This window comes from Pseudomonas sp. (genome assembly GCF_050739935.1).
Taxonomy (GTDB): Bacteria; Pseudomonadota; Gammaproteobacteria; order Pseudomonadales; family Pseudomonadaceae; genus Aquipseudomonas.
The window spans coordinates 66902-92668 of record NZ_JBOICF010000084.1 but is presented as its reverse complement, the minus strand read 5'-3'; the positions used below and the strand labels follow the sequence as shown (position 1 = coordinate 92668).

General features: G+C 58.5%; 23 protein-coding genes. 12 read left to right on the top strand and 11 right to left on the bottom strand.

The window, feature by feature from the left end:
- Positions 1–50: 50 nt before the first annotated feature.
- Positions 51–1502 (bottom strand): pyruvate kinase, encoded by a 1452-nt coding sequence (gene pyk / locus ACRER8_RS17020; protein ID WP_110950205.1) that lies wholly within the window; start codon positions 1500–1502, stop codon positions 51–53.
- Between the two features lie 188 nt (positions 1503–1690).
- Between pyk and ACRER8_RS17015 the strand changes: the two genes are divergently transcribed.
- Complete coding sequence (locus tag ACRER8_RS17015; RefSeq protein ID WP_431747387.1) at positions 1691–2065, top strand: tetratricopeptide repeat protein; 375 nt, start codon at positions 1691–1693, stop codon at positions 2063–2065.
- Positions 2066–2397: 332 nt separating this feature from the next.
- Positions 2398–2757, top strand: a complete 360-nt coding sequence (locus ACRER8_RS17010; protein WP_431747386.1) for a PilZ domain-containing protein — start codon at positions 2398–2400, stop codon at positions 2755–2757.
- Positions 2758–2771: 14 nt separating this feature from the next.
- Here the strand turns inward: ACRER8_RS17010 and ACRER8_RS17005 are convergent, their stop codons facing one another.
- Genes ACRER8_RS17005 through ACRER8_RS16980 form a run of 6 tightly spaced genes read right to left on the bottom strand, consistent with a single transcriptional unit; the run spans position 2772 to position 9745 of the window.
- A complete protein-coding gene (locus tag ACRER8_RS17005) occupies positions 2772–4127 on the bottom strand; it encodes a DUF58 domain-containing protein (protein ID WP_431747385.1) in 1356 nt (451 codons plus the stop codon).
- On the bottom strand, positions 4124–5215 hold the full coding sequence (locus ACRER8_RS17000) for an AAA family ATPase (RefSeq protein ID WP_431747384.1): 1092 nt from the start codon (positions 5213–5215) through the stop codon (positions 4124–4126). The genes ACRER8_RS17005 and ACRER8_RS17000 overlap by 4 nt, the downstream gene beginning before the upstream one ends.
- Positions 5212–6429 (bottom strand): DUF4350 domain-containing protein, encoded by a 1218-nt coding sequence (locus tag ACRER8_RS16995; RefSeq protein WP_431747383.1) that lies wholly within the window; start codon positions 6427–6429, stop codon positions 5212–5214. The genes ACRER8_RS17000 and ACRER8_RS16995 overlap by 4 nt, the downstream gene beginning before the upstream one ends.
- The gene (locus ACRER8_RS16990) at positions 6426–8027 is read right to left on the bottom strand and encodes a DUF4129 domain-containing protein (protein WP_431747382.1); all 1602 of its coding nucleotides are present in this window, start codon (positions 8025–8027) and stop codon (positions 6426–6428) included. The genes ACRER8_RS16995 and ACRER8_RS16990 overlap by 4 nt, the downstream gene beginning before the upstream one ends.
- Positions 8014–8994 (bottom strand): stage II sporulation protein M, encoded by a 981-nt coding sequence (locus ACRER8_RS16985; protein WP_431747381.1) that lies wholly within the window; start codon positions 8992–8994, stop codon positions 8014–8016. The genes ACRER8_RS16990 and ACRER8_RS16985 overlap by 14 nt, the downstream gene beginning before the upstream one ends.
- 13 nt (positions 8995–9007) lie before the next feature.
- Positions 9008–9745, bottom strand: a complete 738-nt coding sequence (locus ACRER8_RS16980; RefSeq protein ID WP_431747380.1) for an RDD family protein — start codon at positions 9743–9745, stop codon at positions 9008–9010.
- A gap of 183 nt (positions 9746–9928) precedes the next feature.
- Here ACRER8_RS16980 and sbcB point away from each other — a divergent pair, with 183 nt between their 5' ends.
- Positions 9929–11359, top strand: coding sequence for an exodeoxyribonuclease I (gene sbcB, locus ACRER8_RS16975; RefSeq protein WP_431747379.1), 1431 nt, complete (start codon positions 9929–9931; stop codon positions 11357–11359).
- Between the two features lie 103 nt (positions 11360–11462).
- Here the strand turns inward: sbcB and mvaT are convergent, their stop codons facing one another.
- The gene (mvaT, locus tag ACRER8_RS16970) at positions 11463–11843 is read right to left on the bottom strand and encodes a histone-like nucleoid-structuring protein MvaT (protein WP_431747378.1); all 381 of its coding nucleotides are present in this window, start codon (positions 11841–11843) and stop codon (positions 11463–11465) included.
- Between the two features lie 350 nt (positions 11844–12193).
- Here mvaT and purU point away from each other — a divergent pair, with 350 nt between their 5' ends.
- Entirely contained in the window at positions 12194–13045 is an 852-nt protein-coding gene (purU, locus tag ACRER8_RS16965; RefSeq protein WP_431747377.1) for a formyltetrahydrofolate deformylase, read from the top strand.
- A 137-nt stretch (positions 13046–13182) separates the two neighbouring features.
- The gene (locus tag ACRER8_RS16960) at positions 13183–13368 is read left to right on the top strand and encodes a hypothetical protein (RefSeq protein ID WP_431747376.1); all 186 of its coding nucleotides are present in this window, start codon (positions 13183–13185) and stop codon (positions 13366–13368) included.
- Here ACRER8_RS16960 and ACRER8_RS16955 read toward each other — a convergent pair.
- Complete coding sequence (locus ACRER8_RS16955) at positions 13345–14340, bottom strand: lysylphosphatidylglycerol synthase transmembrane domain-containing protein (RefSeq protein WP_431747375.1); 996 nt, start codon at positions 14338–14340, stop codon at positions 13345–13347. The two genes, ACRER8_RS16960 and ACRER8_RS16955, sit on opposite strands and share 24 nt — an antisense overlap.
- 305 nt (positions 14341–14645) lie before the next feature.
- On the opposite strand from ACRER8_RS16955, the gene ACRER8_RS16950 reads away from it, so the two are divergent.
- Complete coding sequence (locus ACRER8_RS16950; protein WP_431747374.1) at positions 14646–16136, top strand: helicase HerA-like domain-containing protein; 1491 nt, start codon at positions 14646–14648, stop codon at positions 16134–16136.
- A gap of 99 nt (positions 16137–16235) precedes the next feature.
- Here ACRER8_RS16950 and ACRER8_RS16945 read toward each other — a convergent pair whose 3' ends face one another.
- Together ACRER8_RS16945 and ACRER8_RS16940 are read right to left on the bottom strand one after the other, a co-directional pair.
- On the bottom strand, positions 16236–17708 hold the full coding sequence (locus tag ACRER8_RS16945) for an inorganic phosphate transporter (RefSeq protein ID WP_431747373.1): 1473 nt from the start codon (positions 17706–17708) through the stop codon (positions 16236–16238).
- A gap of 235 nt (positions 17709–17943) precedes the next feature.
- Positions 17944–18141, bottom strand: a complete 198-nt coding sequence (locus tag ACRER8_RS16940) for a hypothetical protein (RefSeq protein WP_296256681.1) — start codon at positions 18139–18141, stop codon at positions 17944–17946.
- 827 nt (positions 18142–18968) lie between these two features.
- Between ACRER8_RS16940 and pcaR the strand changes: the two genes are divergently transcribed.
- From pcaR to pcaD, 6 genes are all read left to right on the top strand, one after another.
- Positions 18969–19811 carry a pca regulon transcriptional regulator PcaR gene (gene pcaR / locus ACRER8_RS16935; protein ID WP_431747372.1) on the top strand — a complete coding sequence of 281 codons (843 nt, stop codon included), beginning with the start codon at positions 18969–18971 and terminating at the stop codon, positions 19809–19811.
- Between the two features lie 148 nt (positions 19812–19959).
- A complete protein-coding gene (locus ACRER8_RS16930) occupies positions 19960–20817 on the top strand; it encodes a CoA transferase subunit A (protein ID WP_431747371.1) in 858 nt (285 codons plus the stop codon).
- Positions 20814–21596 carry a CoA-transferase subunit beta gene (locus ACRER8_RS16925; protein WP_431747458.1) on the top strand — a complete coding sequence of 261 codons (783 nt, stop codon included), beginning with the start codon at positions 20814–20816 and terminating at the stop codon, positions 21594–21596. Before ACRER8_RS16930 ends, ACRER8_RS16925 begins: the two co-directional genes overlap by 4 nt.
- On the top strand, positions 21593–22795 hold the full coding sequence (pcaF, locus tag ACRER8_RS16920; protein ID WP_431747457.1) for a 3-oxoadipyl-CoA thiolase: 1203 nt from the start codon (positions 21593–21595) through the stop codon (positions 22793–22795). The genes ACRER8_RS16925 and pcaF overlap by 4 nt, the downstream gene beginning before the upstream one ends.
- A 175-nt stretch (positions 22796–22970) precedes the next feature.
- On the top strand, positions 22971–24260 hold the full coding sequence (locus tag ACRER8_RS16915) for an MFS family transporter (RefSeq protein ID WP_431747370.1): 1290 nt from the start codon (positions 22971–22973) through the stop codon (positions 24258–24260).
- Positions 24261–24347: 87 nt separating this feature from the next.
- Positions 24348–25136: a 3-oxoadipate enol-lactonase gene (pcaD, locus tag ACRER8_RS16910; RefSeq protein WP_431747369.1), complete on the top strand. Its 789-nt coding sequence runs from the start codon at positions 24348–24350 to the stop codon at positions 25134–25136.
- Positions 25137–25767: the final 631 nt, after the last annotated feature.

Here is a 25767-nt window from a genome sequence, read left to right as displayed (position 1 = left end):
AAAAAGCCCCGCACTCTCATGAGCCGGGGCTTTTTTATCGCCGCTGCGTCTTAAACGATCGGGTCGCCGACGTGCAGGATCTTCATGCCGTTGGTGCCACCGATGGTGTGGTAGCTGTCGCCCTTGGTCAGGATGACCCAGTCGCCTTGTTCGACCAGACCACGCTTGACCAGTTCGTCCACAGCCGACTGGCTCACTTGACCCGCTGGCAGCGAAGCCGGGTCGAACGGAATGGTGTACACGCCACGGAACATGGCCGCACGCGCCTGAGTGCCGCGGTGCGGGGAGAACGCGTAGATCGGTACCGAGGAGCGGATACGCGACATGATCAGCGGGGTGTAACCGCTTTCGGTCAGTGCGATGATCGCCTTTACGCCCGGGAAGTGGTTGGCGGTATACATGGCCGCCAGCGCAATGCTCTCGTCGCAACGGGTGAACGAGTGGCCGATACGGTGGCTGGAGGTCTTGCCGGTCGGATGACGTTCGGCACCCACGCAGATGCGCGCCATGGCTTCGACGGCTTCGACAGGGTAGGAACCGGCAGCACTTTCTGCGGACAGCATCACGGCGTCGGTATAGTCGAGCACGGCGTTGGCCACGTCGGACACTTCGGCGCGGGTCGGCATCGGGCTTGAGATCATCGACTCCATCATCTGCGTGGCTACGATCACCGCTTTGTTATGGCGACGTGCGTGCAGGATGATCTTCTTCTGGATGCCCACAAGCTCGGCATCGCCGATTTCCACACCCAAGTCACCACGGGCAACCATGACCGCGTCACTGGCGCGGATCAGCGCGTCCAGGGTTTCGTCATTGGCCACGGCTTCGGCGCGTTCGATCTTCGCCACCAGCCAGGCGGTCCCGCCCGACTCGTCGCGCAGCTTACGTGCGTATTCCATGTCGGCAGCGTCACGCGGGAACGAAACGGCCAGGTAGTCCAGGTCCATCTCGGCGGCGAGCTTGATGTCTTGCTTGTCTTTTTCAGTCAGCGCCGGTGCAGTCAGGCCGCCACCACGACGGTTGATGCCTTTGTGATCCGACAGCGGACCACCGATGATCACGGTGCAATGCAGCGCATCGGCAGTCTCGGTGTCTACGCGCATGACCACACGTCCGTCGTCGAGCAGCAGTTCGTCGCCTACGCCGCAATCCTTGACCAGATCGGGATAGTCGATACCGACGATTTCCTGAGTGCCTTCAGTCAGAGGGTGGCTGGTGGAGAAGGTGAATTTGTCACCGACTTTCAGCTCGATCTTCTTGTTGGCGAATTTGGCGATACGAATTTTCGGGCCTTGCAGGTCACCCAGCAACGCGACGAAACGGCCGTTCTTGGCGGCGATGTCGCGGATCAGCTTCGCGCGAGCCTTGTGCTCGTCGGGCGTGCCATGGGAGAAATTGAGGCGGGCAACGTCCAGGCCGGCGAGAATAAGCTTCTCGATGACTTCTGGCGAATTACTTGCAGGGCCCAGTGTGGCTACGATTTTGGTGCGGCGAACGGACATGCACAAACTCCTTAAATGAAGCGCAGCGAGAGGCTACTACTGTATTGCTCTGTAGTCATTGTTCCTTTGCACTACGTGTTGGCTCCCAAGTGGGCGATCGGCCCAGTTCAGGGAGACGCACGGCACGCGAATCACGCTTGAAGAAATTCCGCAACGCGCCGATACAGTGCAGAGCACAGGAGACTCTCATGCGAATCGTGATGATATTAGTGGCACTGGCGGCGTTGAGTGGTTGCACCCGCTGGGCGATGAACAGCCATCTGAACAATGCCAACCGCGCGTACGCCAACGGCGACTGCGATGCGGTGATGTACAACCTGTCGAAAGTCGATCGCGAAAGCCGCGCGCGCCGCTATGTACAACCTGAAGTGTCGATGTTGCGCGGGCAGTGCCTGGAACGCCAGAAGTTATATATCGATGCAGCGCAGACGTACCAGTTCATCATTTCACAGTACCCCTATAGCGAATACGCCTTCAGGGCGCAGGCGCGTCTGGACACCCTGCGTCAGCTTGGCCATGACAATGCGGCGCCACCTGCCATTCCGAGGCCTGCTTCACTGTAGTTACACTCGGTTGGATACATCGTCTCTTTTTTGAGTGGTTTTTGTAAAAGCTTGAGCTAGTCTGCAATCGGTAGGGACCTAAAGATTTCATCACAGGAGTGGCAAAGGGCAGCTCGATTTTCGAACACGGCAATCATCGAACCCTGATGGTTATCGCGAAATCGAATAATCGGTTCAGTGACTTTGGTTATGGCTGGTGAGTCAGATGATGTCCCTGTTGTAAAGAACAGGTGGATTCGATCGTTTTTCGTCGTCTATGCCGTTCCGCATGCGACCGGATCCCTTTGCATTAGCAAGGCCATGCTCAATGGTCATTCGAGGACCAATGTCCAATGCTTAACGAAAGACGAATCGAGCGTCACCAGCTCCCTTACTATCTTCAGGTATTCAATCGGTACACTGATAAACCGCTGGGTTGCCTGGGCAATGTTTCCGAACAGGGCCTGATGTTGATCAGCGATCTGCCGATTCTGGTCGGAGCTGACTTTCAGTTGCGGCTCAAGGTGCCGGACGAGAAAAACGGGCTCTATAACATCGACATCAATGCCAGTTGCCTGTGGTGTCAGGAAGATGAAACACCCGGTGTCTATGACTCTGGCTTCAGACTGCAAGCGGCACCTGCCGAGTACTTCCATCTGATACAGGCTTTACAGCGTTATTTCAGTTTTTATCCCCTGGAAGCTTCGGCCTGAGACGGCGCCTCTATTCATAAGGTGCCGGCCTTTTTCCAGCTTAGATAACGACTCACCAATTGCGGCCCCAACTCAGCGGGTCGTACATCCAGTACCGGTATGCCGTGGGCGGTCAATCGCTCATGCAGACCCGCGCGCGCGTTGAGAAACTCCACAGTGCCGCAGTAGTCCAGCGCCTGTTGCCAGGTCTGCACCGGAGCCTGTCGCAGCTCGTCCAACACTTCTTCGCGCAGGCTGGCGACCAGTACCCGATGTTGCCGGCTCAACTGTTTCACGGCACCTAGCAGGTCCTCATCGTCTTCATCGCGCAGGTTGGTCACCAGCACCACCAGCGCCCGGCGCTTCTGCCGGATCAGCACCTGACGGATCGCCGCGCTGTAGTCGGCGGGACGTTGTGTGCTGTTGAGATCGTACACGTGGTTGAGCAGGACATTGAGCTGCGCTGCGCCTTTGACCGGCGCGAGATGACGGTCTTGTTCCGCAGCGAAAGTCGACACACCGACGGCATCCCCTTGCCGAAGCGCCACATAGCCCAGCAACAGGCAAGCGTTGAGGGCGTGGTCGAAGTGCGTCAGCTCGCCATCCTGACTGCGCATTCGGCGACCGCAGTCGAGCAGGAAGACGATCTGCTGATCACGTTCGTCTTGATATTCCCTCGCAATCGGCGTGCGTTGGCGAGCGGTGGCTTTCCAGTCAATCTGCCGCAGGCTGTCACCCTCGCGGAACTCACGCAGCTGGTTGAATTCCAGACCGAGCCCGCGTCGTTGGCGCTGACGTACACCGATCTGGCTGAGCCAGTTATCCACCGCCAGCAATTGCCCATTGTGCAACCTTGCGAAGTCCGGATAGACCCTCGCTGAATTGAATACTCCCAGGTAACGCCGGGACAACCAGAGACGCAGCGGGCTGCGCAGCTGGATTTCGATTCGTTCGAAGATGAAATGCCCACGGCTGGTGGGGCGCAGGCGGTAAGTCAGCTGCGCCTTGCGATGGGGGCGCAGGATGATGTCTTGAGGCAGGTATTCCAGTTCGCAACGATTGCCCGGACCTTGGGGGCCGTGATCGAACAGCGTCAGCGGTACGTTGCGCTGGAACTCGTGCTCAAGCTCGACGCGCACTTCGCTCCAGCGTCCCAGTGCCAGACTCCCCGGCAAGTGACGCTGCAAGCGAGGCGAGGGCAGGCGCCATAACCAGAACGCGTCCAGCAGGCCCAGCGCGGCGATCACACCAATCAGCGCCCAGAACAGGCCGCCGAGTCTGGCGGTCGGCCCGCGTCCCAGCGCCTGAAGTGCGCCAAGCAATATGGCAAAGGCTGCAAGTGCTATCAGCCACCAGAGCAGTCTCGTCGACGGCTTGAGCAATTGCTTCATTGGCGCGGCGCCGGAACCTGATCGAGCAGCTGTTTGAGCACCTGGTCCACCGACATGCCTTCGATATCCAGCTCCGGCGACAGCCTGACCCGATGGCGCAAGACCGCCAATGCGCAGCCTTTGATGTCGTCGGGGAGCACGAACTCGCCACCGCGCAGCAGGGCTCGAGCGCGCCCGCCGCGTACCAGTGCGATCGAGGCACGGGGCCCCGCGCCCAAGGTCAGGCCTGGCCAGGTGCGTGTGGCGCGGGCCAGACGTACGGCGTAATCCAGAACCTGTTCGTCCACCGGTAGATCGCTGGCAATGCGTTGCAGCGCCTGGACATCCCTGGCGTGCATCAGCGTGCGCAATGGTTGGACGTCGAGCATGTCCGAACGAGTGGAGCGGGTGACCTGACGCACCATCTCCAGCTCTTGCTCGGCCAGTGGGTAATCCATGCGCAGTTTGAGCATGAAGCGATCAAGTTCAGCCTCAGGCAGGGGATAGGTGCCTTCCTGTTCGATAGGGTTTTGGGTCGCCAGCACCATGAAGGGTTGCGGGACGGGCAGGGCGCGACCTTCGAGCGTGACCTGCCGCTCCTGCATGGCTTCCAGCAACGCTGCCTGGGTCTTGGCCGGAGCGCGATTGATCTCGTCGGCGAGCAGCAGGTTGGTGAACAGCGGCCCCTTGCGCAGTTTGAACTGTTCGCTCTGCATGTCATAGACGGCGTGACCGGTGACATCGCTGGGCATCAGGTCAGGCGTGAACTGGATACGCGCGAAATCGCCTCCGAAGCAGCGTGCCAGAGCGCGCACCAGCAGGGTCTTGCCAAGGCCGGGAACACCTTCGAGCAAGACGTGCCCGCCGCCAATCAAGGCGGTCAGGACATCGTCGATCACCGCGTTCTGACCGATCACCGCCTTTTGCAATTCGTGACGCACGGCCTGAGCCAGGTGAATGGCGCGCTGCCGTTGCTGGGCCGGATTGCTGGCAGGGGTCGAATGGGATTCGCTGACGTTGGGCTCGTCATGTTCCTGGGAACCGGGCTGCCCGGTGCGCTCCAGATCAGGATCTACGCTGTTCGGCTGCGGGGTCGGGTGATCGCTCATAAGGCATTCCTGAGAGTTTGCAGGTAGGCAACCTGACGGGTGAATTCGGTACTGGACAGGCGTTCTTCAAGACGCGGACGCAGCGCCTGCCCTATATGGCTGGTCGGTTGACGGGTGATGCGCGCCAGCATCTGCCATTGTTCGGTCACCGGCAGCGTTTCAAAACCCGGATGACCTTGTCGGGCTCGTCGCAAAATGTCCTGCTGCAGCGAACGCAGCAGGGCGTATTGCCCCCTGCGACGCAGCATGAAGTCCGCACTGGCACGCAGGTGCTCGCTCAGTTGGCGTCTGGCGCGCGACGGCTCTGGCTGCAGCGGGCCATTTCGCATGCCGTTATGCCAGAGCCCGGCACCGATACACAGCGCCAATGCCAGCAGGGCTTGGGGGAAATACTTCCACAGCAGGCCGAACAAGTCGTCGTGGTCCGTACGCAGCAGCATGGTCACAGTGCTGTCCTGACTCAGGTACCACAGCAGCCAGGCATTGTCGTATTTGCCGATAGCGCGGGTTTTCCACAGGTCGGCGTCGGTGAGGACCGTGATCAGCCCCTTGCCGTAGGCCATCTGCAACATATGGGTAGCGTCGGCGCTGTTGGCCCATGACCGCGCATGATCCTGCGGGTCATCCAGATGAAACGCCGGGTCGAAGCTCATGTAGGCCGGATCGTTTTCGTTCTGCACGTAAAGTCGTGTCAGTTCCGGCCAAGGGGTCTGGGGCTCCTCGATATCCGGCGTGCTCAAAGGAATAACGGGTTTGATCTGCTCCCGTTCGCGGCGCCGGTCCTGCTCGCGCAAGTCGCGGGTCATGAACTGATGGATTTGTAATTGATCGAGCAGCAGATCGCCGCTACTGCCTTTTTCCTCGTCCCACAGTTGTTCGGCGACGAACAACAGGCGCCCACCTCCATGGGCCCAGTTCAGCAGGCGCGTTACTTCGCCCGGCGTCATCTTCTCGCGGCTGTCCAGCAGCATCAGGGTCTGCGCTTGCTGACGAGTATCGGGCAGCACGTTGAGCGCTTGAGTGACGTTGACCAAGACGCCGCGTTGGCGCAGAAACGTCTCAGCCGCCAGGTAAGGGTTGGCCCGTACTTCCGGAGACGGGCCTTGGTCGACTATCTCCTGGTAATGCTCCAGGCGTTTGAGCAAGGGCACGCTGGCGACGCCGATGCCGAGCAGCACCAGCGCAATGATCATGACCCACAGCCGACGGCTCATGTCGGCGCTCCACTGACGAACAGTCGACGCCAGCCTTCACACAGATTCTTTTGAACGTCGCTGGCGGGGAGTTGATGACCGTAGGCCAGGTTCTGCCAGTGGTGGGTGAGTTCCTGGCTGAAGTCATGCAACGGCGGCTGATTGAGCGCCGCAACGTGTTCCAACACCTGGCCTTCGGTATCAGCGTTTTTCAGCGGCAACTGGTAGTCGGTGAGCAGGCGGTTGAGCAAAGCACGATACAGCAGGCTCAACGCCTCCCGTGGCGATTGCGGCCAGAGCCTTTCCGCCGCGCTGGCGACATCGTCCGGCAAGCTTTCTGTCTCCACCTGGAGACCGAACAATTGCCGGGGAGCGCTGCGCTGCACTCGCGTGTTGCGTTGGCCTTTGCTGACGAAGGTGCCGAACCAGGCCCGGTAGCGCCAAACCACCCACACCACTGCCAGTGTGATCATCGTCCACAACAGAGCCTCGAATACGCTCGACAAGGTCTTGCCGACGTTCAGCAGGACGACGACCAGTCTGGCCAGCCACGGGGGTGAATCGCCGGTTTTTGCGGTTTTCGCGTCGTGTTTCTGGTCGGGTAGGCGCCAGCCGGATACGGCTTTCGGATTCTTGAACGGCGGGCTGTCCAGCACCGCCTTGATTGCGCTTTGCGAAGCCTCACTGGTCAGAGGCTGGCTCAGCAGCCGCGGCGTGCCGGGGGCTGCGAGCTTTTCCTCGGTTTGCGGCAAGTCCAGCGGCGGCAAGGGACAGCTGTAGTTCGACTCGTCAAGCGTGTCGTCGGCCATCGCGGTTGACGGTGAGAAATTTAGGGCAAGGGAGGCACCGAGCAACAGCGCGTAGGCACTGCCGATGACTCGCTGGCGCAGGCGGCGGAACGCCAGTTCGATGTCCCAGGCTTCCAGTGTCGTGCGTCGGTTGAGGTACAGCGCGAACCCGCATGACACATAGATTGGCCCCCACAAAATGAGGACCAGCGCATAGAAGGCGTTGGTCAGATGCTCCAGCCAGTTCCAGTCGCCTTCGATATTCAGCAGGCTGTGCCACGACCAGTCCAGCTCGACCTGTTGGGGAATGAGTGCATAGAACAGCAGCATCAGGCCGATCCAGAAACACATCTCCAGGATGCTGCCGATTGAAGTCAGGCAGCGCGCCACTCGCAGGTTCTTCTGACGGAGCAGGGCAATGCGTTGCGCTCGTCGCAATCCGTCCAGTCCCTCCAGTTGTTGAACAGGCAGATTGAAACTTCGGCTGAGACTGAATCGGCGCCAAGTGAGGCTGGCGATCAGCTGCGGCTTGAGGGCTCGAGGCCAGGCTCTCAGTGCTTCCCTGAGAGAGGGGGGCGTGCCGAACAGCGCCTGGGACAGAATCAGCAGCGGTAGCCTTTCGTAAGCCGGTTTCAGCCACCAGAACAGCAACACCGCCACGGATGGGTAGTCCCACAGCACCACGGTAAGCAGTGCGAAGACGGGCAGCGTGGCAATAGCCCAACTGGTCATCAGCAGGCGTCGATGCTGGCGCGCCAGCAGAACGCCGAGGTCAACCGCCTCCCAGGGATTACGCGGACGGATCGCCACGCGGGCTTCAGTCAGGCGCATGGGCGGTGCGTCCGGCGAAAATCAGGTAGGCAGCGACCAATACCCATAACGCGGCGCCAACCAGGTACTTGGTGGTCGCCTGCGGCCAGGTCATGGACGACCAATAGGCTTCTATAAAAGCTGCGATCAAAAGAAACAGAATAACGCCACCAATCAAGCGCACGCTGGTCTTGGCAGCCATCCGCAATGCTTCACCGCGGCGTAACGAGCCTGGGGCCACCAATGCCCAACCAAGTTTCAGGCCGGCGGCGCCAGCCAGTGCGATGCCGGTCAATTCAAAGGCGCCGTGGCCGACCACGAAGGGCCAGAAGGTTTCGCCAAAGCCGACATCGGTAAGATGGCCCGCCACGGCGCCGATCATCAGGCCATTGAAGAACAGGAAGAACAGGCTGCCCAGACCAAACAGCAAACCGCTGGCAAAGGTCTGAAAGGCGATGCCGATGTTGTGCATGATGTAGTAGCCGAACATGAGCCAGTCGGTGCTTGACGCCCGTTCCGCCACCTGACCGATGCGCCTTGCGGCGGGGTCGTACATGCTTTCCATCTCGTCCACCTGAGCGGGGCTGACGACGCTGTAGATCAGGTCTGGATAGCCATATACCAAAAGCCCCATGACGATCAGGCTGCCGAAAAACAACAGGCCCGCCAGCACCACCAGCCGCCATTCAGCGCGCACCAGGCGTGGAAAGTCTGCCAGCACGAAGCTCAACAGCTGTGCGGCGAATTGACTGCGATGGCGATACAACTGCTGATGGCCGCGCATTGCCAGCTGCTGCAACGGTTCGATCAGATAACTGCTGTAGCCGCGCTCCTGAGCCAGCGCCAGATGCTGACAGATCTGCCGATATTCCTCGGTAAAGCCGTCGCCCGCATCGTTTTTGCGCCGACTGTGCTCCAGTGTTTCCAGACGCTCGGCGAATCGTTGCCACTCATCTTGGTGGCGTTGTTCGAATTGACTTTGCTTCATATCGCCCGCCGTTTCATGCCGAACCCGCCAACCCGCGAGCGATGCCGTTCAATTGGCTCATCGCTTGCTCGGGGGGCGTATGGGTGGGCATTTGCAACGGGGCGACCAGGATGCCTGCAAGCTCCTGCGCGCGCGCCGGAGAGAGCCCGTCCTGACGCTCGGCGAAGGACAGCACGGCACGCTGCTCATCAAGCGTCAGTGCCAGCGGCGCCACTAAAGCAGGCACTTGTGGCAACACCGGACGCGGTATCGGGGCATCCCGGTAGATCACCAAGGTACCGGCCGCCAGATCTCCCAGTCGTTTGAACAAGGGATGCTGCAGACACGTGAACGCGCCCACGGTGTAGCCGAAGGGCAGCATGTCGACGAACCGCAGCAGATTGCGCAGTAGCGAGGCGGACCAGCCGACCGGCGTGCCGTCGTCGTGGATCACGCGTAACCCCAGGATCTGTTTGCCCGGCGTGCGGCCCTGATGCAGCACCTCGAACAGCACCATGTACCACCAGTTGATGAGAAAAAGCGCCAGCACGAATAACCCAGTGCCGAATTCGCCAAAGGCGTCGAGCGTGAAAAACAGCGCGACCAGCAATGCGCCGCGTATCAACAGGTCAATGGCGAATGCCATTGACCGCGACAGCAGCCCGGCTGGGCGTAGTACCAGATCGATGCCTTCCGGGGTTTCCATGCGGATACGGGTGTCCAGCGGAGCGGGTTGCGCAGCGTTCCTTTGCCAAGCGTGCGAGGAGGACATTGTCGGGAGGGATACGCCAGAAAATAAAGCCTGATGCTAGCCAGCGCAGCAGTGCTAAGCAACCGGCCAATTTGGATGCATGATGTGGGAAACGTCTTTAAACAGTTTCAGGTGGCGAGTGCGCGAGCGGGGCGATGGAACTCATCTGGTAGACTGCGCCGGTCTTCTGTTCAGGATCAGCCTGTGACTTCCAGCATCTTCTGGTACGACTACGAAACCACCGGCATCAATCCGCGAAATGATCGGCCGCTTCAGGTGGCCGGGATTCGCACTGACGATCAGCTCAACGAGATCGCCGAACCGGTCAATCTGTATTGCCAACCCAGCGATGACATCTTGCCGCATCCCGCAGCATGTCTGGTCACCGGAATCACGCCTGCGCGGCTTGCGGAAAAAGGCTTGTGTGAAGCGGATTTCATGACCCGCGTGCATGCCCATCTGTCACAGCCCGGCACCTGCGGCGCAGGCTATAACACGCTGCGATTCGATGACGAAATGACCCGCTACAGTCTCTATCGCAATTTTTTCGACCCTTATGGGAGAGAGTGGCAGGGCGGTAATAGCCGGTGGGACCTGATCGACGTCGTGCGCACAGCTTATGCGCTACGGCCCGAAGGCATCGTCTGGCCGCAAGAGGAAGGGCGCGTCACCCTCAAGCTCGAACGACTGACAGCTGCCAATGGCATTGACCACGGACAGGCTCATGATGCGCTTTCCGATGTCCGTGCAACCATTGCGCTGGCACGCCTGATCCGCGACAAACAACCGAAGCTTTACGACTATCTTTTTCAATTGCGCAATAAACACAAGGTTCAGGACCAGATTCGTCTGCTGCAGCCATTGGTGCATATATCCGGACGCTTTTCTGCCGCGCGTAGTTATTTGAGTGTTGTACTACCACTGGCCTGGCACCCGACCAATCGCAATGCACTGATTGTCTGTGACCTGTTTCACGATCACAGCCCACTACTGGATGAGGATGCGGAAATCTTGCGCCAGCGTTTATATACTCGGCGCGAGGATTTGCTGGACGGCCAGTTACCGGTTCCGCTCAAATTACTGCACATAAATAAATGTCCGGTGGTCGCGCCATTGGGCGTCTTGCGCGAGGAAGATCGTCAGAGACTGCAGTTGGATCTGCCGGTCTACAAAGAGCGCGTGATGCGTATGAACGAAGGACAGGCGATCTGGCAGGAGAAGTTGAAAAAGGTTTATACCAGCAACGAATTCGCTGTCAGTGAAGACCCTGAACAACAGTTGTACGATGGATTTATTAACGACCGGGATCGCCGTCTTTGTGAACAGGTTCGAATTGCCGAGCCACAACAGTTAGGCACTGAAGCATGGCCGTTCGATGATCCACGTCTTCCGGAACTGTTGTTCCGCTATCGGGCGCGCAACTTTGCCGAAACCCTCAGCGTCACGGAACAGCAGCGCTGGCTGAGTTTCTGTCAGCAGCGACTGACCGACCCGCAGGCCGGGGCGCCCAACACGCTCAAAGCCTTTACCAAAGCGTTGATAGCGCATTCGCTGAAAGCTACGCCGGAGCAGCTCAAGGTGCTTGCACAGTGGCAGGATTACTCTCTGCAATTGCAGCAGCGGCTGGGATTGTGAATATGATCGCCTAACAAAGGAGGTCAATAAAAAACGCCAGCTTACGCTGGCGTTTTTTTGGGTCGCACATCACTGCACAACGGCTGTAGCAATATCCGGGCAATTAGCCCAGCAGAGTTGCCCAGCTTTCAACCTCGTCACCGCCCCACTTGGCTTTCCACTCTTTCAGAGTCTTGTGGTTGCCACCTTTGGTTTCGATGATTTCACCGTTGTGCGGGTTCTTGTACTGCTTGACCTTGCGCGCGCGTTTGGTACTGGTAGTTTTGACTGCAGCGCCACCACGTGGGGCCTTCAGTTTGGAGTCCGGATCCAGCAACGCGATGATGTCGCGCAGGGACTTCTGGTATTCGCCCATCAAGGTGCGCAGTTTACCTTCGAACTCAAGTTCCTTTTGCAGTTTGTCGTCTTGTTGCAGGTTTTGCAGACGTGCTTGCAGTTCTTTGATGGCTTCTTCTGTAGCGCGGTATTCGTTGATCAGGGACATGAGGGCTACCTGTGTTGTGATGGGCAGGGTGTAATGACGCAATAATAGTCACAGTATTTGCGCAAGTAAACATTTAAGAAATGTTTTATCTGTAGCATTTTGAAATAGCGCGACCGACATGCACGGCCCATCAAACAACTGTCTTGCCCGCGACACGAAAAAATACCGTGCCTATCTAGTGCATTTATCGGCGCCTTGTTTTGCGAAGGTATTGCAGCGCAGCAACAGCAAGGCATTACCACCGATCGGATCCGGTTTTCCGCGCGTGAAATCAGTGTGAACGGAATACTGCACAGTCGCCGGGTAATCGCTAGAATAGCCGCCTTTGCGAAGTTCTGGAGTTTCCCCTCATGCGCACTTTTCGTCTGGTGATTGCTTGCCCGGACCGTGTCGGCATCGTTGCCAAAGTCAGTAACTTTCTGGCGTCCTACAACGGCTGGATCACCGAAGCGAGTCATCACTCTGACAACCTCAGCGGCTGGTTTTTCATGCGTCATGAAATGCGCGCCGATACCTTGCCCTTCGACCTGGACGGTTTCCGCGAGGCATTCACGCCGATTGCCGAAGAGTTCTCGATGGATTGGCGAATCACCGACTCCGATCAGAAAAAGCGTGTCGTGCTCATGGCCAGCCGTGAGTCGCATTGCCTGGCGGATCTGCTGCACCGCTGGCATAGCGATGAACTGGACTGCGAGATCGCCTGCGTGATTTCCAATCACCAGGACCTGCGCAGTATGGTCGAGTGGCACGACATCCCTTATTACCATGTTCCGGTTGACCCCAAGGACAAAGAGCCGGCATTCGCCGAAGTTTCGCGTTTGGTCAAACATCATGAAGCGGATGTCGTGGTGCTGGCGCGCTACATGCAGATCCTGCCGCCGCAGCTGTGCCGCGAATATGCGCACCAGGTCATTAATATCCATCACAGCTTCCTGCCGTCGTTCGTCGGCGCCAAGCCTTATCACCAGGCATCGCTGCGCGGGGTGAAACTGATCGGCGCGACGTGCCACTACGTGACCGAAGAGCTGGATGCTGGCCCGATCATCGAGCAGGACGTGGTGCGCGTCAGTCACCGCGACAGCATCGAGAATATGGTGCGTTTCGGTCGTGACGTCGAGAAGATGGTCCTGGCTCGCGGCCTGCGCGCGCATCTGGAAGATCGTGTGCTGGTACATGACAACAAAACGGTCGTGTTTGACTAAGCTTCTGATTCTGGCCAGCGGCCATAGCAGTCCGGCTCGCCGGCGGCGGCGATCTCAACATCGCCGCCGCTGGCGAGCCATATTGCTGCCGGTCATGGAATGTCCGAACGTTCGCTGCAGGCATTGAGGTTTTCACCATGACCGACCCACTCGACAAAGCCACCTCCAGGCCCCCGCCCACCCTTGGCGAGGGTTGCCTGAGCCGTTACGACCCCGAGGCCCTGTCACCGGACGACGGTACCGAGTTCGAAGGCGCGGCGCAATTGTGGGAGCGGTTGAAGCCCGACGATAAGGAAAAGTCAGGCGGCCTTGATCCGCAGTAGTTTGATCAGCAGCGGCTTGCCCACCATCAGCAGGAAGACCGGACCCCCAGCTACCAGGTAGAAGTAGTAGGTCACTATTCGCCAGATCAGAATTGCCGCAGCCGCCGTCGATTTGCCCACCATCGGCGCCAACAGGGCCGCCGACGTCAGTTCTGCCGCACCCGCTCCCCCCGGCGACAGGCTGAACTGTCCGGCGCTCAGCGACAGCATCTGCACCAGAAACGTCCATGCCCAATCGATGTCCACGCCCAGCCCCAGCAGTGCCAGGTACAACACGCTGTAGCGCAGGCCCCAATGGACGCAGGTCAGCACAAACACCTTGAGCAGAATCCGATGGGGCATCTTCCAGGTTTCCGCCAGCGCGTCGCGAAAGTGCAGCAGCTTGCGGGCCCAACGGATTCGCGTGCTGTTCTTGCGTTTCAGACGTTTGAGCAGCTTGCCGTTGAATAGGATGATGCGACGGTGGTATCGCGCGAAGCCCGCGCAGACGCACAGCCCGGCACCGATCAGCAAGGCGCTGGCGACAAGCATCCACTCCAGGTTCTCACTAAGTTTGTGGAACACTGCATAAATCAGAATGCCGATCAGCGCCAGCAGGAAGAACACCAGGTCATTGAGCTGGTCGGTGGCAAATGCGGCGGTGCTTTTCGCCGGGCCGATGCCGTAGCGTGACAACAGCGCCACCAGGGTCAAAGGCGCACCGCTGCCACCTGGGGTTGCGCTATAGGCGAACTCAGTCGCCATGACCACCCCCAGACTTTTGCGCATCCCTAGTCCGACAGCGCTGTCACCCAGCAGCAGACGCAGGCGCATGGTGTTCGCGCACCAACCTACCAGCACCATGCCGAACATGGCCAGAAACAGCGCGAGCGGAAAATTGCGCAGGCGATGAAACATGTCCATGCCGCCCATGAACAATGGAATCATCAGGGCGAGCAGCAGGACGACCGCCAGCCATACGAGTCGCTTCACGCGGCCACCCTTCTGGCGCTCTGCCGGTGCCGGGGCTGCGCATAGAGGGTGGTCTTTCGACCAGCGCGGATGGAGATGTGAGTGGGGGCGATATGCACCTTGGTTGCGTCCTCCGGTTTTTCGTCCTCGATTGACCACCCTCGAGGATAGATGTTCGGTATTGGGCGGTGGTCAGGGGCCGACGTCGCCGTGGCATGGGCTAGAGTGAAGGGGCCGACCCGGGTTGGCAATATTCGATGCAGGCAATGGCGGGTTTATCGCCTTGGTTCTCCTGCAAACAACCAACGCGATCTGTAGGTGAAGACATGCCGGACTCTCGACAAATTCTTATCGGTGCGGGCCTGGATGGCCAGCCGGTCGGTCAGGCGTTGCGTCTGGCCAATCGTCACGGTCTTGTTGCAGGTGCGACAGGCACCGGTAAGACCGTGACGCTGCAGCGCCTGGCGGAAGTGTTCAGTGATGCCGGTGTGGCGGTGTTCGCGGCGGACATCAAGGGCGACCTTTGCGGTCTCGGCGCGGCGGGCAACCCCCAGGGCAAAGTCGCCGAACGCATCGCCAGTATGCCTTGGCTGAATCACAAGCCGCAGGGTTATCCGGTCACGCTGTGGGACGTGAATGGTCAATCGGGGCATCCACTGCGCACGACTCTGTCGGAAATGGGGCCGCTGTTGCTGGGAAGTCTCCTTGAATTGACTGACAGCCAGCAGTCGGCGCTGTATGCCGCCTTCAAGATCGCTGACCGGGAAGGTTTGCTCTTGTTGGACATCAAGGACCTCAAGGCGCTGCTCAACTACCTGCGTGAAAATCCACAAGTGTTGGGCGAGGACAGCGCGCTGATGACCACCGGTTCCAGTCAGGCGCTGCTGCGGCGTCTGGCGGTACTGGAACAGCAGGGGGCCGAAGCCCTGTTTGGCGAACCTGCATTGCAGTTGGAGGATATCCTGCAACCGGCAAGTGATGGGCGAGGGCGCATTCATCTGCTTGATGCAAGTCGGCTGGTGCACGAGGCGCCAAAGGTCTACGCGACGTTTCTGTTGTGGTTGCTGGCTGAGTTGTTCGAACAATTGCCGGAACGCGGCGATGCCGAAAAACCGCTGCTGGCGCTGTTTTTCGACGAGGCGCATCTGCTCTTCGCCGACACGCCGAAAGCGTTGCAGGAGCGCCTGGAGCAAGTGGTGCGTCTGATTCGATCAAAAGGTGTTGGCGTGTATTTCGTCACGCAGTCGCCGGGGGATCTACCAGACAACATTCTGGCGCAGCTCGGATTGCGGATTCAGCATGGCCTGCGAGCATTCACCAGCAAGGAGCAGAAATCACTGAGGGCCGTGGCAGACGGATTCCGGCCAAATCCGGAATTCGATGCGCTGACGGTGTTGACCGAACTGGGCATTGGCGAAGCATTGGTGGGCACCTTGCAGGAGAAGGGCACCCCGGAGATGGTAAAGCGCGTGCTGGTGGCGCCCCCGCAATCGAGAATCGGTCCGTTGAGCGAGGCTGAGCGGGCAGCATTGATCAGCCAATCACCGCTTACGGGGCGGTATGACAAGCCGATTGATCGTGAGTCCGCCTATGAAATGCTCCTCGCACGCAAGGGGGCTGCCGCTGACACAGCGCAAGCTCCAGCGTCCGAAGAAAAATCGGAAGGGGGTTTCGCGGATATGGCGGGAGGATTTCTGGGTGGGCTGGCCGGGCAGGCGGTCAAGAGCGCGATGCGACAGGCGGCGAATCAGATTGGTCGGGAGCTGGTGCGGGGGTTGATGGGCTCGTTGTTGGGCGCAAGTAAGAAGCGACGTTGAAGGTACGTCGATGCCTCTGTTTGGTACAGACGTCCTGTAACTTCAAAAAAAAATGCCCATTCATTGAATGGGCATTTTCGAGTTAAGCAGCCGGTTGAATCACGCGAGCGCCTTGGAAGCCAGCCAGAACAGAGCCGCCGACAACGCGACGGTGGCTGGCAGCGTCAGCACCCAGGCCAGCAGGATGTTGCGCACGGTGCCGCCTTGCAGACCGCTCTTGTTCGCCACCATGGTCCCAGCCACGCCGGAAGACAGGATGTGAGTGGTCGATACCGGCAGGCTAAATACGTTGGCCAGTGCGATGGCGCTGGCGGTGGTGATCTGTGCGGACATGCCTTGTGCGTAGGTCATGCCTTGCTTGCCGATCTTCTCGCCGATGGTCAGCACCACGCGTTTCCAGCCGACCATGGTGCCGATACCCAAGGCCAGCGCCACGGCGAAGATCACCCAGAAAGGCGCGTATTCAGTGGTGGTCGTCAGGTCCTTGCGCAGTTTCTCCAGATCGGATTTCTCACGAGCGTCGAGCGCTGGCAGTTTGCTGACCTTGCGCGCGGTATCGTCCAGGCACAGCAGGTAACGACGGACTTCGATGCGATGCTCAGGGGCGAGGGTGTGGTAATCGGTCACGCCTTTGAGGTTGTTGAGCAGGGCGTCGATGGTCGGCTCGGTCTGCTCAGGGTCGCAGCTGAAGCGCTCGGGCAGGTCCCCGGTGTTTGTTTTACCCAGGGCCAGGTATTCACCGAGCGTTGCGTTATTGCGTTGATAAAACTGGCTCAGATGCAAAGTCGCGTCGCGGGTGCGTTCGATCTGGTAGGTCGTGGTGCTCAGATCCAGCACGAATTGCGCTGGAACGATACCAATTAGCACCAGCATGATCAGACCGATGCCTTTCTGACCGTCGTTGGAGCCGTGCACGAAGCTGACGGCCATGGCCGAGATTACCAAAACCAGTCGATTCCAGAACGGCGGATGCTTTTTATCTTTGAGATTGCGGCGCTGTTCCGGCGTGTTGTGCATCTTTGACAACGGACGCCAGGTCTTGAGAGCCCACAAACCCAGTCCAGCGACAACGAACCCCATTAGCGGTGAGAACACCAGCGAGGCACCGATATCGATCGCCTTCTGCCAGTTGACGCCTTCACCCAGGGGGATGTTGTTGATCAGCGCATTGGCCAGACCTACGCCCAGAATCGAACCGATCAGCGTATGCGAGCTGGACGCCGGAATTCCGAAGTACCAGGTTCCCAGGTTCCAGGTGATCGCCGCCGCCAGCAGCGAGAACACCATGGCCAGGCCGTGACCGGTATTGACGTTGATCAGCAGCTCGACCGGCAGCAGATGGACAATGGCATACGCCACGCCGACGCCGCCGAGCAGCACCCCGAGAAAGTTGAACACACCCGAGAAGAACACGGCCAGATGTGGCGGCATGGCCTTGGTGTAAATGACTGTCGCCACCGCGTTGGCGGTGTCATGAAAGCCGTTGATGAACTCGAAGGTGAGGACAAAAGCCAGGGCGAGCAGCAAGCTCACAATTACCCAAGCATCCAGTCCGCTGAATAAATCGATCATGGAAGGTTTTCTGACCCGGTATTAAGGGGGCGGGATTATGACAGAAAAAAAACTAATCGATAGGTAAGCCGCCAATTGGTAGCAACCTGCAACGAAATTTCTGTCGAGTCACCCCGTTGACTTCCTGTCAGGAAGCGAAGTGCAAAGGCATTCACTTCAACCTTAGCCGAAAGCGGTCAGAACGAATCAGGCATTTCAACAATGCTACGTCGGACCGGGTTTTCGGCGGTCGGGCTCAAGGCTCTTCCTTGAGCTCGTCTTCCATTTTCTGAAGTTCTTGCTTGAATGCCTGATCGAGCAAGCTGGCGCGTTTGCGCCAAGGTTTGCGTTCTGGCTCCGGCTGAGCGGCGTAGGTGGTCACTTCGCCACCGTATACTTCCTTGTAACGTTGTTCCTGACGCTCTAATTCTGCGCGCAGTTCATCTTTGGTCACGTCATTACCTGATAGGGTCAAGTTTGATTCTGGTGATAACGCAGTGCTGGAAGTGCTAATCGCCATTGACTGATCTGCTATGGAAAAACGTTTCGCGATGAGTCTTCGACGATGTATTGAACACTTCTGCCACATGCGGCTACGCACACCAGAACGACAAAACTGTCGTAGCTACATTCTTTTTTCGGGTTGCCAGTCGGCTGGCGAATTGACCAGGCTTCTGGCCTGTCCATCGCCGGGCGATGCACTCGGGTAGTGCACGCGGCGCGTTGATTGGATCCATGCTCGATTGAGCTACGGACCTCACTCACGCCTTGGCGTTATAGCGCGTCAATTGCCCGATACTATCTCCAAGAAGATCACAAGAGTCAACTGTAGAGAGCCCGGCAATTGAATAAGTGAGGACAAATACTGTTTTCTTGTACGAAGGTTCCTAAGTTTGCGCTGATAAATGTAGTCGGAACTTTGTTAGTCATAAACAGAATTGCTGAGACAAAATTCTGACGACGTAATTCCTCGGAAGATCATTCATGCCGATAGACGCAAAAGTATTCGAATTCTTACAGTTGCATGGGAGAACGGATGCGGAGATAAAAACGGCCTTGCGGGTAGCAAGGCCGTGCCTGGGACTTCTCAGTGGGTACCTGACCAGTATTTCCAAGAAGCCACCGGGTGGCGTATGAAAGGTATAAGCAACGAGGCTATGGGTCAATTGCGATTATCGGCCAGTGGTTCGATAATCGCCCAAATCAGCCTTGCCGACCTGGCGTAAAGAGGCGAGAGTGGCGCTACAGAAGGCCTCTGCGGCGACGACGAACGGTGTCGACATGAACGATCAATTGCGTAATTCCTTTGCTTCGCTGGCTCCGCCCATCGTGGCGTCCCCGGCCAAGCGGATACAGGCCCTTACGGGTGATCCGGACTTCATGACGTCGCTGGCGCGCGGTTTGGCGGTGATTCATGCCTTTCAGGAGCGCAAGCGTCACCTGACCATCGCGCAGATTAGCCACCGCACCGAAATCCCGCGTGCTGCTGTCAGGCGTTGCCTGCATACCTTGATCAAGCTCGGGTATGCGACCACCGATGGCCGTACCTATTCATTGCTGCCCAAAGTGCTCACGCTCGGCCATGCGTATTTATCGTCGACTCCGCTGGCGGTGTCTTCGCAGCCTTATCTGGATCGCATGAGCGATCAGCTGCATGAGGCCTGTAACATGGCCACCCTCGAAGGCGATGACATCCTTTATATCGCTCGCTCGGCGACTACCCAACGGCTCATTTCGGTGGACCTGGCTGTGGGAGGGCGTCTGCCGGCGTACTGCACATCGATGGGGCGGATTCTTCTGGCAGCGCTGGACGATGTTTCGTTGCAGGAGTACCTCGACCATGTGGACCTGCAACCCAAGACCAGTCGCACCTTACGCACCGCCGAAGCGCTGCTGGAATGTCTGCAGCAGGTTCGTCAGCAGGGTTGGTGCATTGTCGACCAAGAGCTTGAGCAGGGTTTGCGTTCGATTGCCGTGCCGGTCTACGACGCATCGGGGCAAGTGCTGGCGGCGCTGAACGTCAGCACCAGCGCGGCGCGAGTCAGCCGAAACGAGCTGGAGCAGAAATTCCTGCCGATCATGCTCGACGCCAGCCGGGATCTAAGTACGCAGCTTTTTACCTGAGATTTATAACTGCACTCTCCGTTCGATTATCGAACAGATAGTCGATTATCGGATTGTTCGATCTCACGCTCAGGCATAACCTGAATCTCATCCCTGGCGCAGATCGACGCGCCGCTCACCGATTGAGATTTTGAACCTGGAGCACCCCATGGCTGAAATTCTTTCCCTGCACGATGCCGTGAAGCAATTTGTCAACGATGGCGACACCGTTGCGCTGGAAGGCTTCACCCATCTGATTCCTACAGCGGCCGGTCATGAAATCATCCGTCAGAAAAAGAAAGATCTGACGCTGGTCCGCATGACTCCCGATTTGATCTACGACCAACTGATCGGCGCAGGCTGTGCGAAAAAACTGATTTTTTCGTGGGGTGGTAATCCAGGCGTCGGTTCGTTACATCGACTGCGTGACGCCGTTGAAAAACAATGGCCGCAGCCGATCGAGATCGAAGAACACAGCCACGCCGACCTGGCCAACGCTTATGTGGCTGGCGCTTCTGGCCTGCCGTTCGCGGTACTGCGCGCCTATGCCGGTTCCGATCTGCCGAAGGTCAACCCGCTGATCAAATCCGTCACGTGCCCCTTCACCGGCGAAGTGCTGGCTGCGGTGCCGGCGGTGCGTCCGGATGTGACCGTTATCCACGCACAGAAAGCCGACCGCAAAGGCAACGTGCTGCTGTGGGGCATCCTTGGTGTACAGAAAGAAGCTGCTCTGTCTGCCAGACGCTGCATTGTCACCGTTGAGGAAATCGTCGATGACCTCAACGCGCCGGTGAACGCCTGTGTTCTGCCGACCTGGGCCTTGAGCGCAGTCTGCGTCGTACCGGGCGGTGCGCATCCGTCCTACGCCCACGGCTATTACGAGCGTGACAACCGTTTCTATCAGGCGTGGGACCCGATCGGTCGTGACCGTGAGGCGTTTACTGCCTGGATCGACGAATACATCTACGGCACCCGTGATTTCAGTGAGTTCCAGAGCAAGCTGGCCCGCGCTTCGGAGGCAAAATAATGACGTACACCACCAATGAAATGATGACCGTGGCCGCTGCTCGCCGCTTGAAGAACGGTTCGGTCTGCTTCGTCGGCATCGGCTTGCCCTCCAAAGCCGCCAACCTGGCGCGCTTGACCTCGGCGCCCGACGTCGTATTGATCTATGAATCCGGCCCAATTGGCGCCAAGCCGAATGTGCTGCCGCTGTCCATCGGTGATGGCGAACTGGCGGAAACCGCTGACACCGTGGTGTCCACCAGCGAGATTTTCCGTTATTGGCTGCAGGGTGGCCGGGTCGATGTCGGTTTCCTCGGCGCGGCACAGGTCGACCGTTTCGGCAACATCAACACCACCGTGGTGGGTGATTATCACAACCCCAAAGTGCGTCTGCCGGGGGCCGGTGGGGCGCCAGAAATAGCAGGTTCGGCCAAGGAGGTTCTGATCATTCTCAAGCAGTCCTCCCGTGCGTTCGTCAACAAGCTAGATTTCGTCACCTCGGTCGGTCACGGCGAAGGCGGCGATTCGCGTAAACGCCTGGGGCTTCCCGGTGCGGGACCGGTCGGCATCATCACCGATCTGTGCATCATGGAGCCGGAAGCGGAAACCCATGAGTTCGTCGTGACTACGCTGCATCCGGGTGTCACCCGTGAACAGGTGATCGCGGCTACCGGTTGGGAGCTGCGTTTTGCCGAAAATGTGGTGTATTCAGCAGAACCCAACGAGTATGAATTGACTGCCTTGCGTGATCTGGAAGCGCGTACCGCTGCCGCTCACGGCCAGGCACCGGGAGAAGCCTGATGCGTGATGTATTTATCTGCGATGCAATCCGTACCCCTATTGGTCGTTTTGGCGGTGCTCTGGCGACTGTTCGTGCCGATGATCTGGCGGCGCTGCCGATCAAGGCGCTGATGGAGCGCAACCCTTCAGTGAACTGGCAGCAAGTCGATGAGGTATTTCTCGGCTGCGCCAACCAGGCCGGTGAGGACAATCGCAACGTAGCCCGCATGGCCGCGCTTTTGGCAGGGCTTCCAGAAACGGTGCCCGGCGTGACGTTGAATCGTCTGTGCGCATCGGGGCTGGATGCCGTGGGCACCGCTTTCAGGGCCATCGCTTCGGGCGAGATGGAGCTAGCAATTGCCGGGGGCGTGGAGTCCATGTCCCGTGCGCCATTCGTGATGGGCAAGGCGGACAGCGCTTTCGGTCGCGGCCAGAAGCTGGAAGACACCACGCTCGGCTGGCGCTTCGTCAACCCGCAGATGAAAGACCGGTACGGCGTGGAAACCATGCCGCAGACCGGTGACAACGTCGCCGAAGACTTCAAGGTCTCCCGCGAAGATCAGGACGCCTTCGCTCTGCGCAGTCAACAACGCACTGCCGCAGCCCAGGCCAGTGGTTTCTTTGCCGAAGAGATCGTGCCTGTGCGTGTTGCACACAAGAAGGGCGAAACCATTGTCGACAAGGACGAGCATCCGCGCGCCGACACCACCCTCGAAGCACTGAGCAAGCTCAAGCCTGTCAATGGCTCTGGCAAGACCGTCACCGCCGGTAATGCGGCGGGTCTGAACGACGGCGCCGTGGCATTGATTCTGGCCTCGGCCGAAGCAGTCAAAAAACATGGCCTGACTCCTCGTGCCCGCGTGTTGGGGATGGCCAGTGCAGGCGTCGAGCCGCGCGTGATGGGGATCGGCCCGGTTCCAGCCGTGCGCAAACTGGTCGAGCGTCTTGGCCTGGCGGTATCGGATTTCGATGTGATCGAACTCAACGAAGCCTTCGCCAGCCAAGGTTTGGCGGTCATGCGGGAACTCGGTATCGCTGACGACTCAGCCAAGGTCAACCCGAACGGCGGCGCCATTTCCCTAGGGCATCCACTGGGTATGAGCGGCGCGCGGCTGGTGTTGACAGCATTGCATCAATTGGAAAAAACCGGCGGCAGCAAAGGATTGGCAACCATGTGCGTCGGCGTGGGACAGGGCTTGGCTCTGGCAATAGAAAGATAAGCGACACGCCTGAAACCAACCACCCGAGTCATTGTTTGCCTTCACGAAAAGGCAATTGATGGCTTGGGTGGTTGTTCTTGTGATGTCGAAGTGTTACTGCTTAAGTCTTACTGTTTCAAGTTATGTCGTAGACTCACCCTTTGTGGCTGGTCTTTATAAAAAATGGGGAAAAATAATGACAACGACTCACTACACCGGAGAAGAAAGGAGCAAACGGATTTTTGCGATTGTGGGGGCCTCTTCGGGCAACCTCGTGGAATGGTTCGACTTCTACGTCTATGCCTTCTGCGCGATCTACTTCGCACCGGCCTTCTTCCCGTCCGATGACCCGACCGTGCAACTGCTCAATACCGCCGGTGTTTTCGCCGCGGGCTTTCTGATGCGTCCGATCGGTGGCTGGTTGTTTGGCCGTGTGGCCGACAAACATGGCCGCAAGAACTCGATGATGATCTCGGTCCTGATGATGTGCGCGGGCTCGCTGGTCATCGCCTGTCTTCCGACGTACGCCGCCATTGGCGCCTGGGCGCCGTTTCTGCTGTTGATCGCGCGCCTGTTTCAGGGGCTGTCGGTGGGTGGCGAATATGGCACCACGGCGACGTACATGAGTGAAGTCGCGTTGCGGGGGCAACGTGGTTTCTTCGCTTCGTTTCAATATGTGACGCTGATCGGCGGCCAATTGCTGGCGGTGCTGACTGTGGTCATCTTGCAGCAATTCCTCAGTGCCGACGAGTTGAAAGCCTACGGCTGGCGGATTCCGTTCGTAGTGGGCGCGATTGCTGCGGTGATTTCGCTGCTGCTGCGTCGCTCGCTCAAGGAAACCACCACTGCCGACGTGCGTCAGGACAAGGACGCTGGCAGCATGGCGGCGCTGTTCCGTGACCACAAAGGTGCGTTCATCACCGTGCTGGGTTATACCGCAGGTGGCTCGCTGATTTTTTACACCTTCACCACGTACATGCAGAAATACCTGGTGAATACCGTCCACATGGACGCCAAGATCGCCAGCTACATCATGACCGGGGCGCTGTTCCTCTATATGTGCATGCAGCCGGTGTTCGGCGCCCTGGCGGACAAGATCGGTCGTCGTGCCTCGATGCTGTGGTTCGGTGGCCTAGGGACCATTTGCACCGTACCGTTGTTGATGACGCTCAAGACCACGACCAGCCCGATCATCGCGTTCATCCTGATCACCTTGGCGCTGGCAATTGTCAGTTTCTATACCTCGATCAGTGGCTTGGTGAAGGCCGAAATGTTTCCGGTGCACGTACGCGCATTGGGTGTGGGCCTGGCGTATGCGGTGGCCAACGCCATCTTCGGTGGCTCGGCAGAATTCGTCGCGCTGAGCTTCAAAAACATAGGCTCGGAAAGCACTTTCTACTGGTATGTGACGGCCATGATGGCGATCGCCTTCCTGTTCAGCCTGCGCCTGCCGAAGAAGCCGCAATACCTGCACGAAGACCATTAATCCAGTCGCGCGCGCCTGCGATCAGGCGCGCGTAATCCATATCCTTCAATGACATTCTCGCAAGTGCTCAATAACAAGGGAGTTGCCATGGCGTTCGTACAACTTCAAGACGGTGAACTGCATTACGAGATCGAGGGTCCTGCGGATGCACCGGTGCTTGTCCTGTCCAATTCGCTGGGTACTGATCTGCATATGTGGGATGCGCAGATCGCTATGTTCAGCAAGCGGTTCCGAGTTGTGCGTTATGACACTCGTGGCCATGGTAAGTCTGTGGTGAGTCACGGTCCTTACACCATTGAGCAGCTCGGCCGCGATGTGCTGGGGTTGCTCGACGCCTTGAAGATCCAGCAAGCGCATTTTTGTGGTCTGTCGATGGGTGGGCTAATCGGTCAGTGGCTGGGGATTCATGCCAGTGACCGGTTGCACAAGCTGGTGTTGTGCAACACCGCGGCGAAGATTGGCGGACCTGACACCTGGGACCCCCGAATTGAAACGGTAGAGAAGGGTGGCGAGCAGGCGATGAAGGATCTGGGGGCTGGCGCTGTAGGGCGTTGGTTCACACCGGAGTTTGCCCAAGATCATTCCGATAAGGTCAAGGCGGTTACCGACGTGTTGGCGGCGACCTCACCACAGGGTTACGCGGCGTGCTGTAGGGCGGTGCGTAATGCGGATTTTCTGAAACAGGTGGGATCGATTGCGGTTGATACGTTGATCATCTGTGGCAGCCATGATTCGGTTACGACTGTTGCGGATGGACATTATCTGCAGAATCACATTCGTGGTTCGCAGCTGTCCGACTACTATGCCGCGCACCTGTCCAATGTTGAGTTGGGTGAGACGTTCACGTTGCGCGTGACCGAGTTTTTGTTGAGCTGAGTTGGACTTGCGTTGGCGCTTAACCGGCGTGCATATCCATTCTGCGGTAACGGCAACTCATGGTTCCGCCCTTACGGTGGGCCACTTTTGGCAACGGCGGCCCAGCGGATTCATGCCGCTCGGGCCGCGCAGCGTCACCTGTGTTCGGCCTGCACCCAAGTCGCGATTTTTGTCGCCTGGACTATCGCGTGAGAAGAGCAATTCGGGCTTGAGCTGACGCTCCTCGCATTGCTGAGGCCGAACACAATCCTTCGCACACCCCTAATCCGCTGTAGGAGCCGGCTTGCTGGCGAGCCCGTTGTGTCAGTCAACCTATTTGGAACTGGCCCACCACGTTTGCCTGCGAGCCGGCTCCTACAGGCTTGGCGGCGAACCGGGATGTTGCGTATGCCGCGATCCCCGGTAGCAGTCCGGCTCGCTTGGGTGCAGGCCCAAGGAACGTAGCCGAAGTAAGGGTATTCCGACGAAGGACGGATCAGGCCAGGAGTAAAAGCGCTCTGGTTACTTTCGCGCTTTTCGAAAGTGCCCCTCCAAGAGACGGAAAGGTAAATCAGCGCCACCCGAGATAATGGATCTGCCCCCAAGACCTAAGCCCCTCGAGCCCATAAAAAAACCCACCATGCGGTGGGTT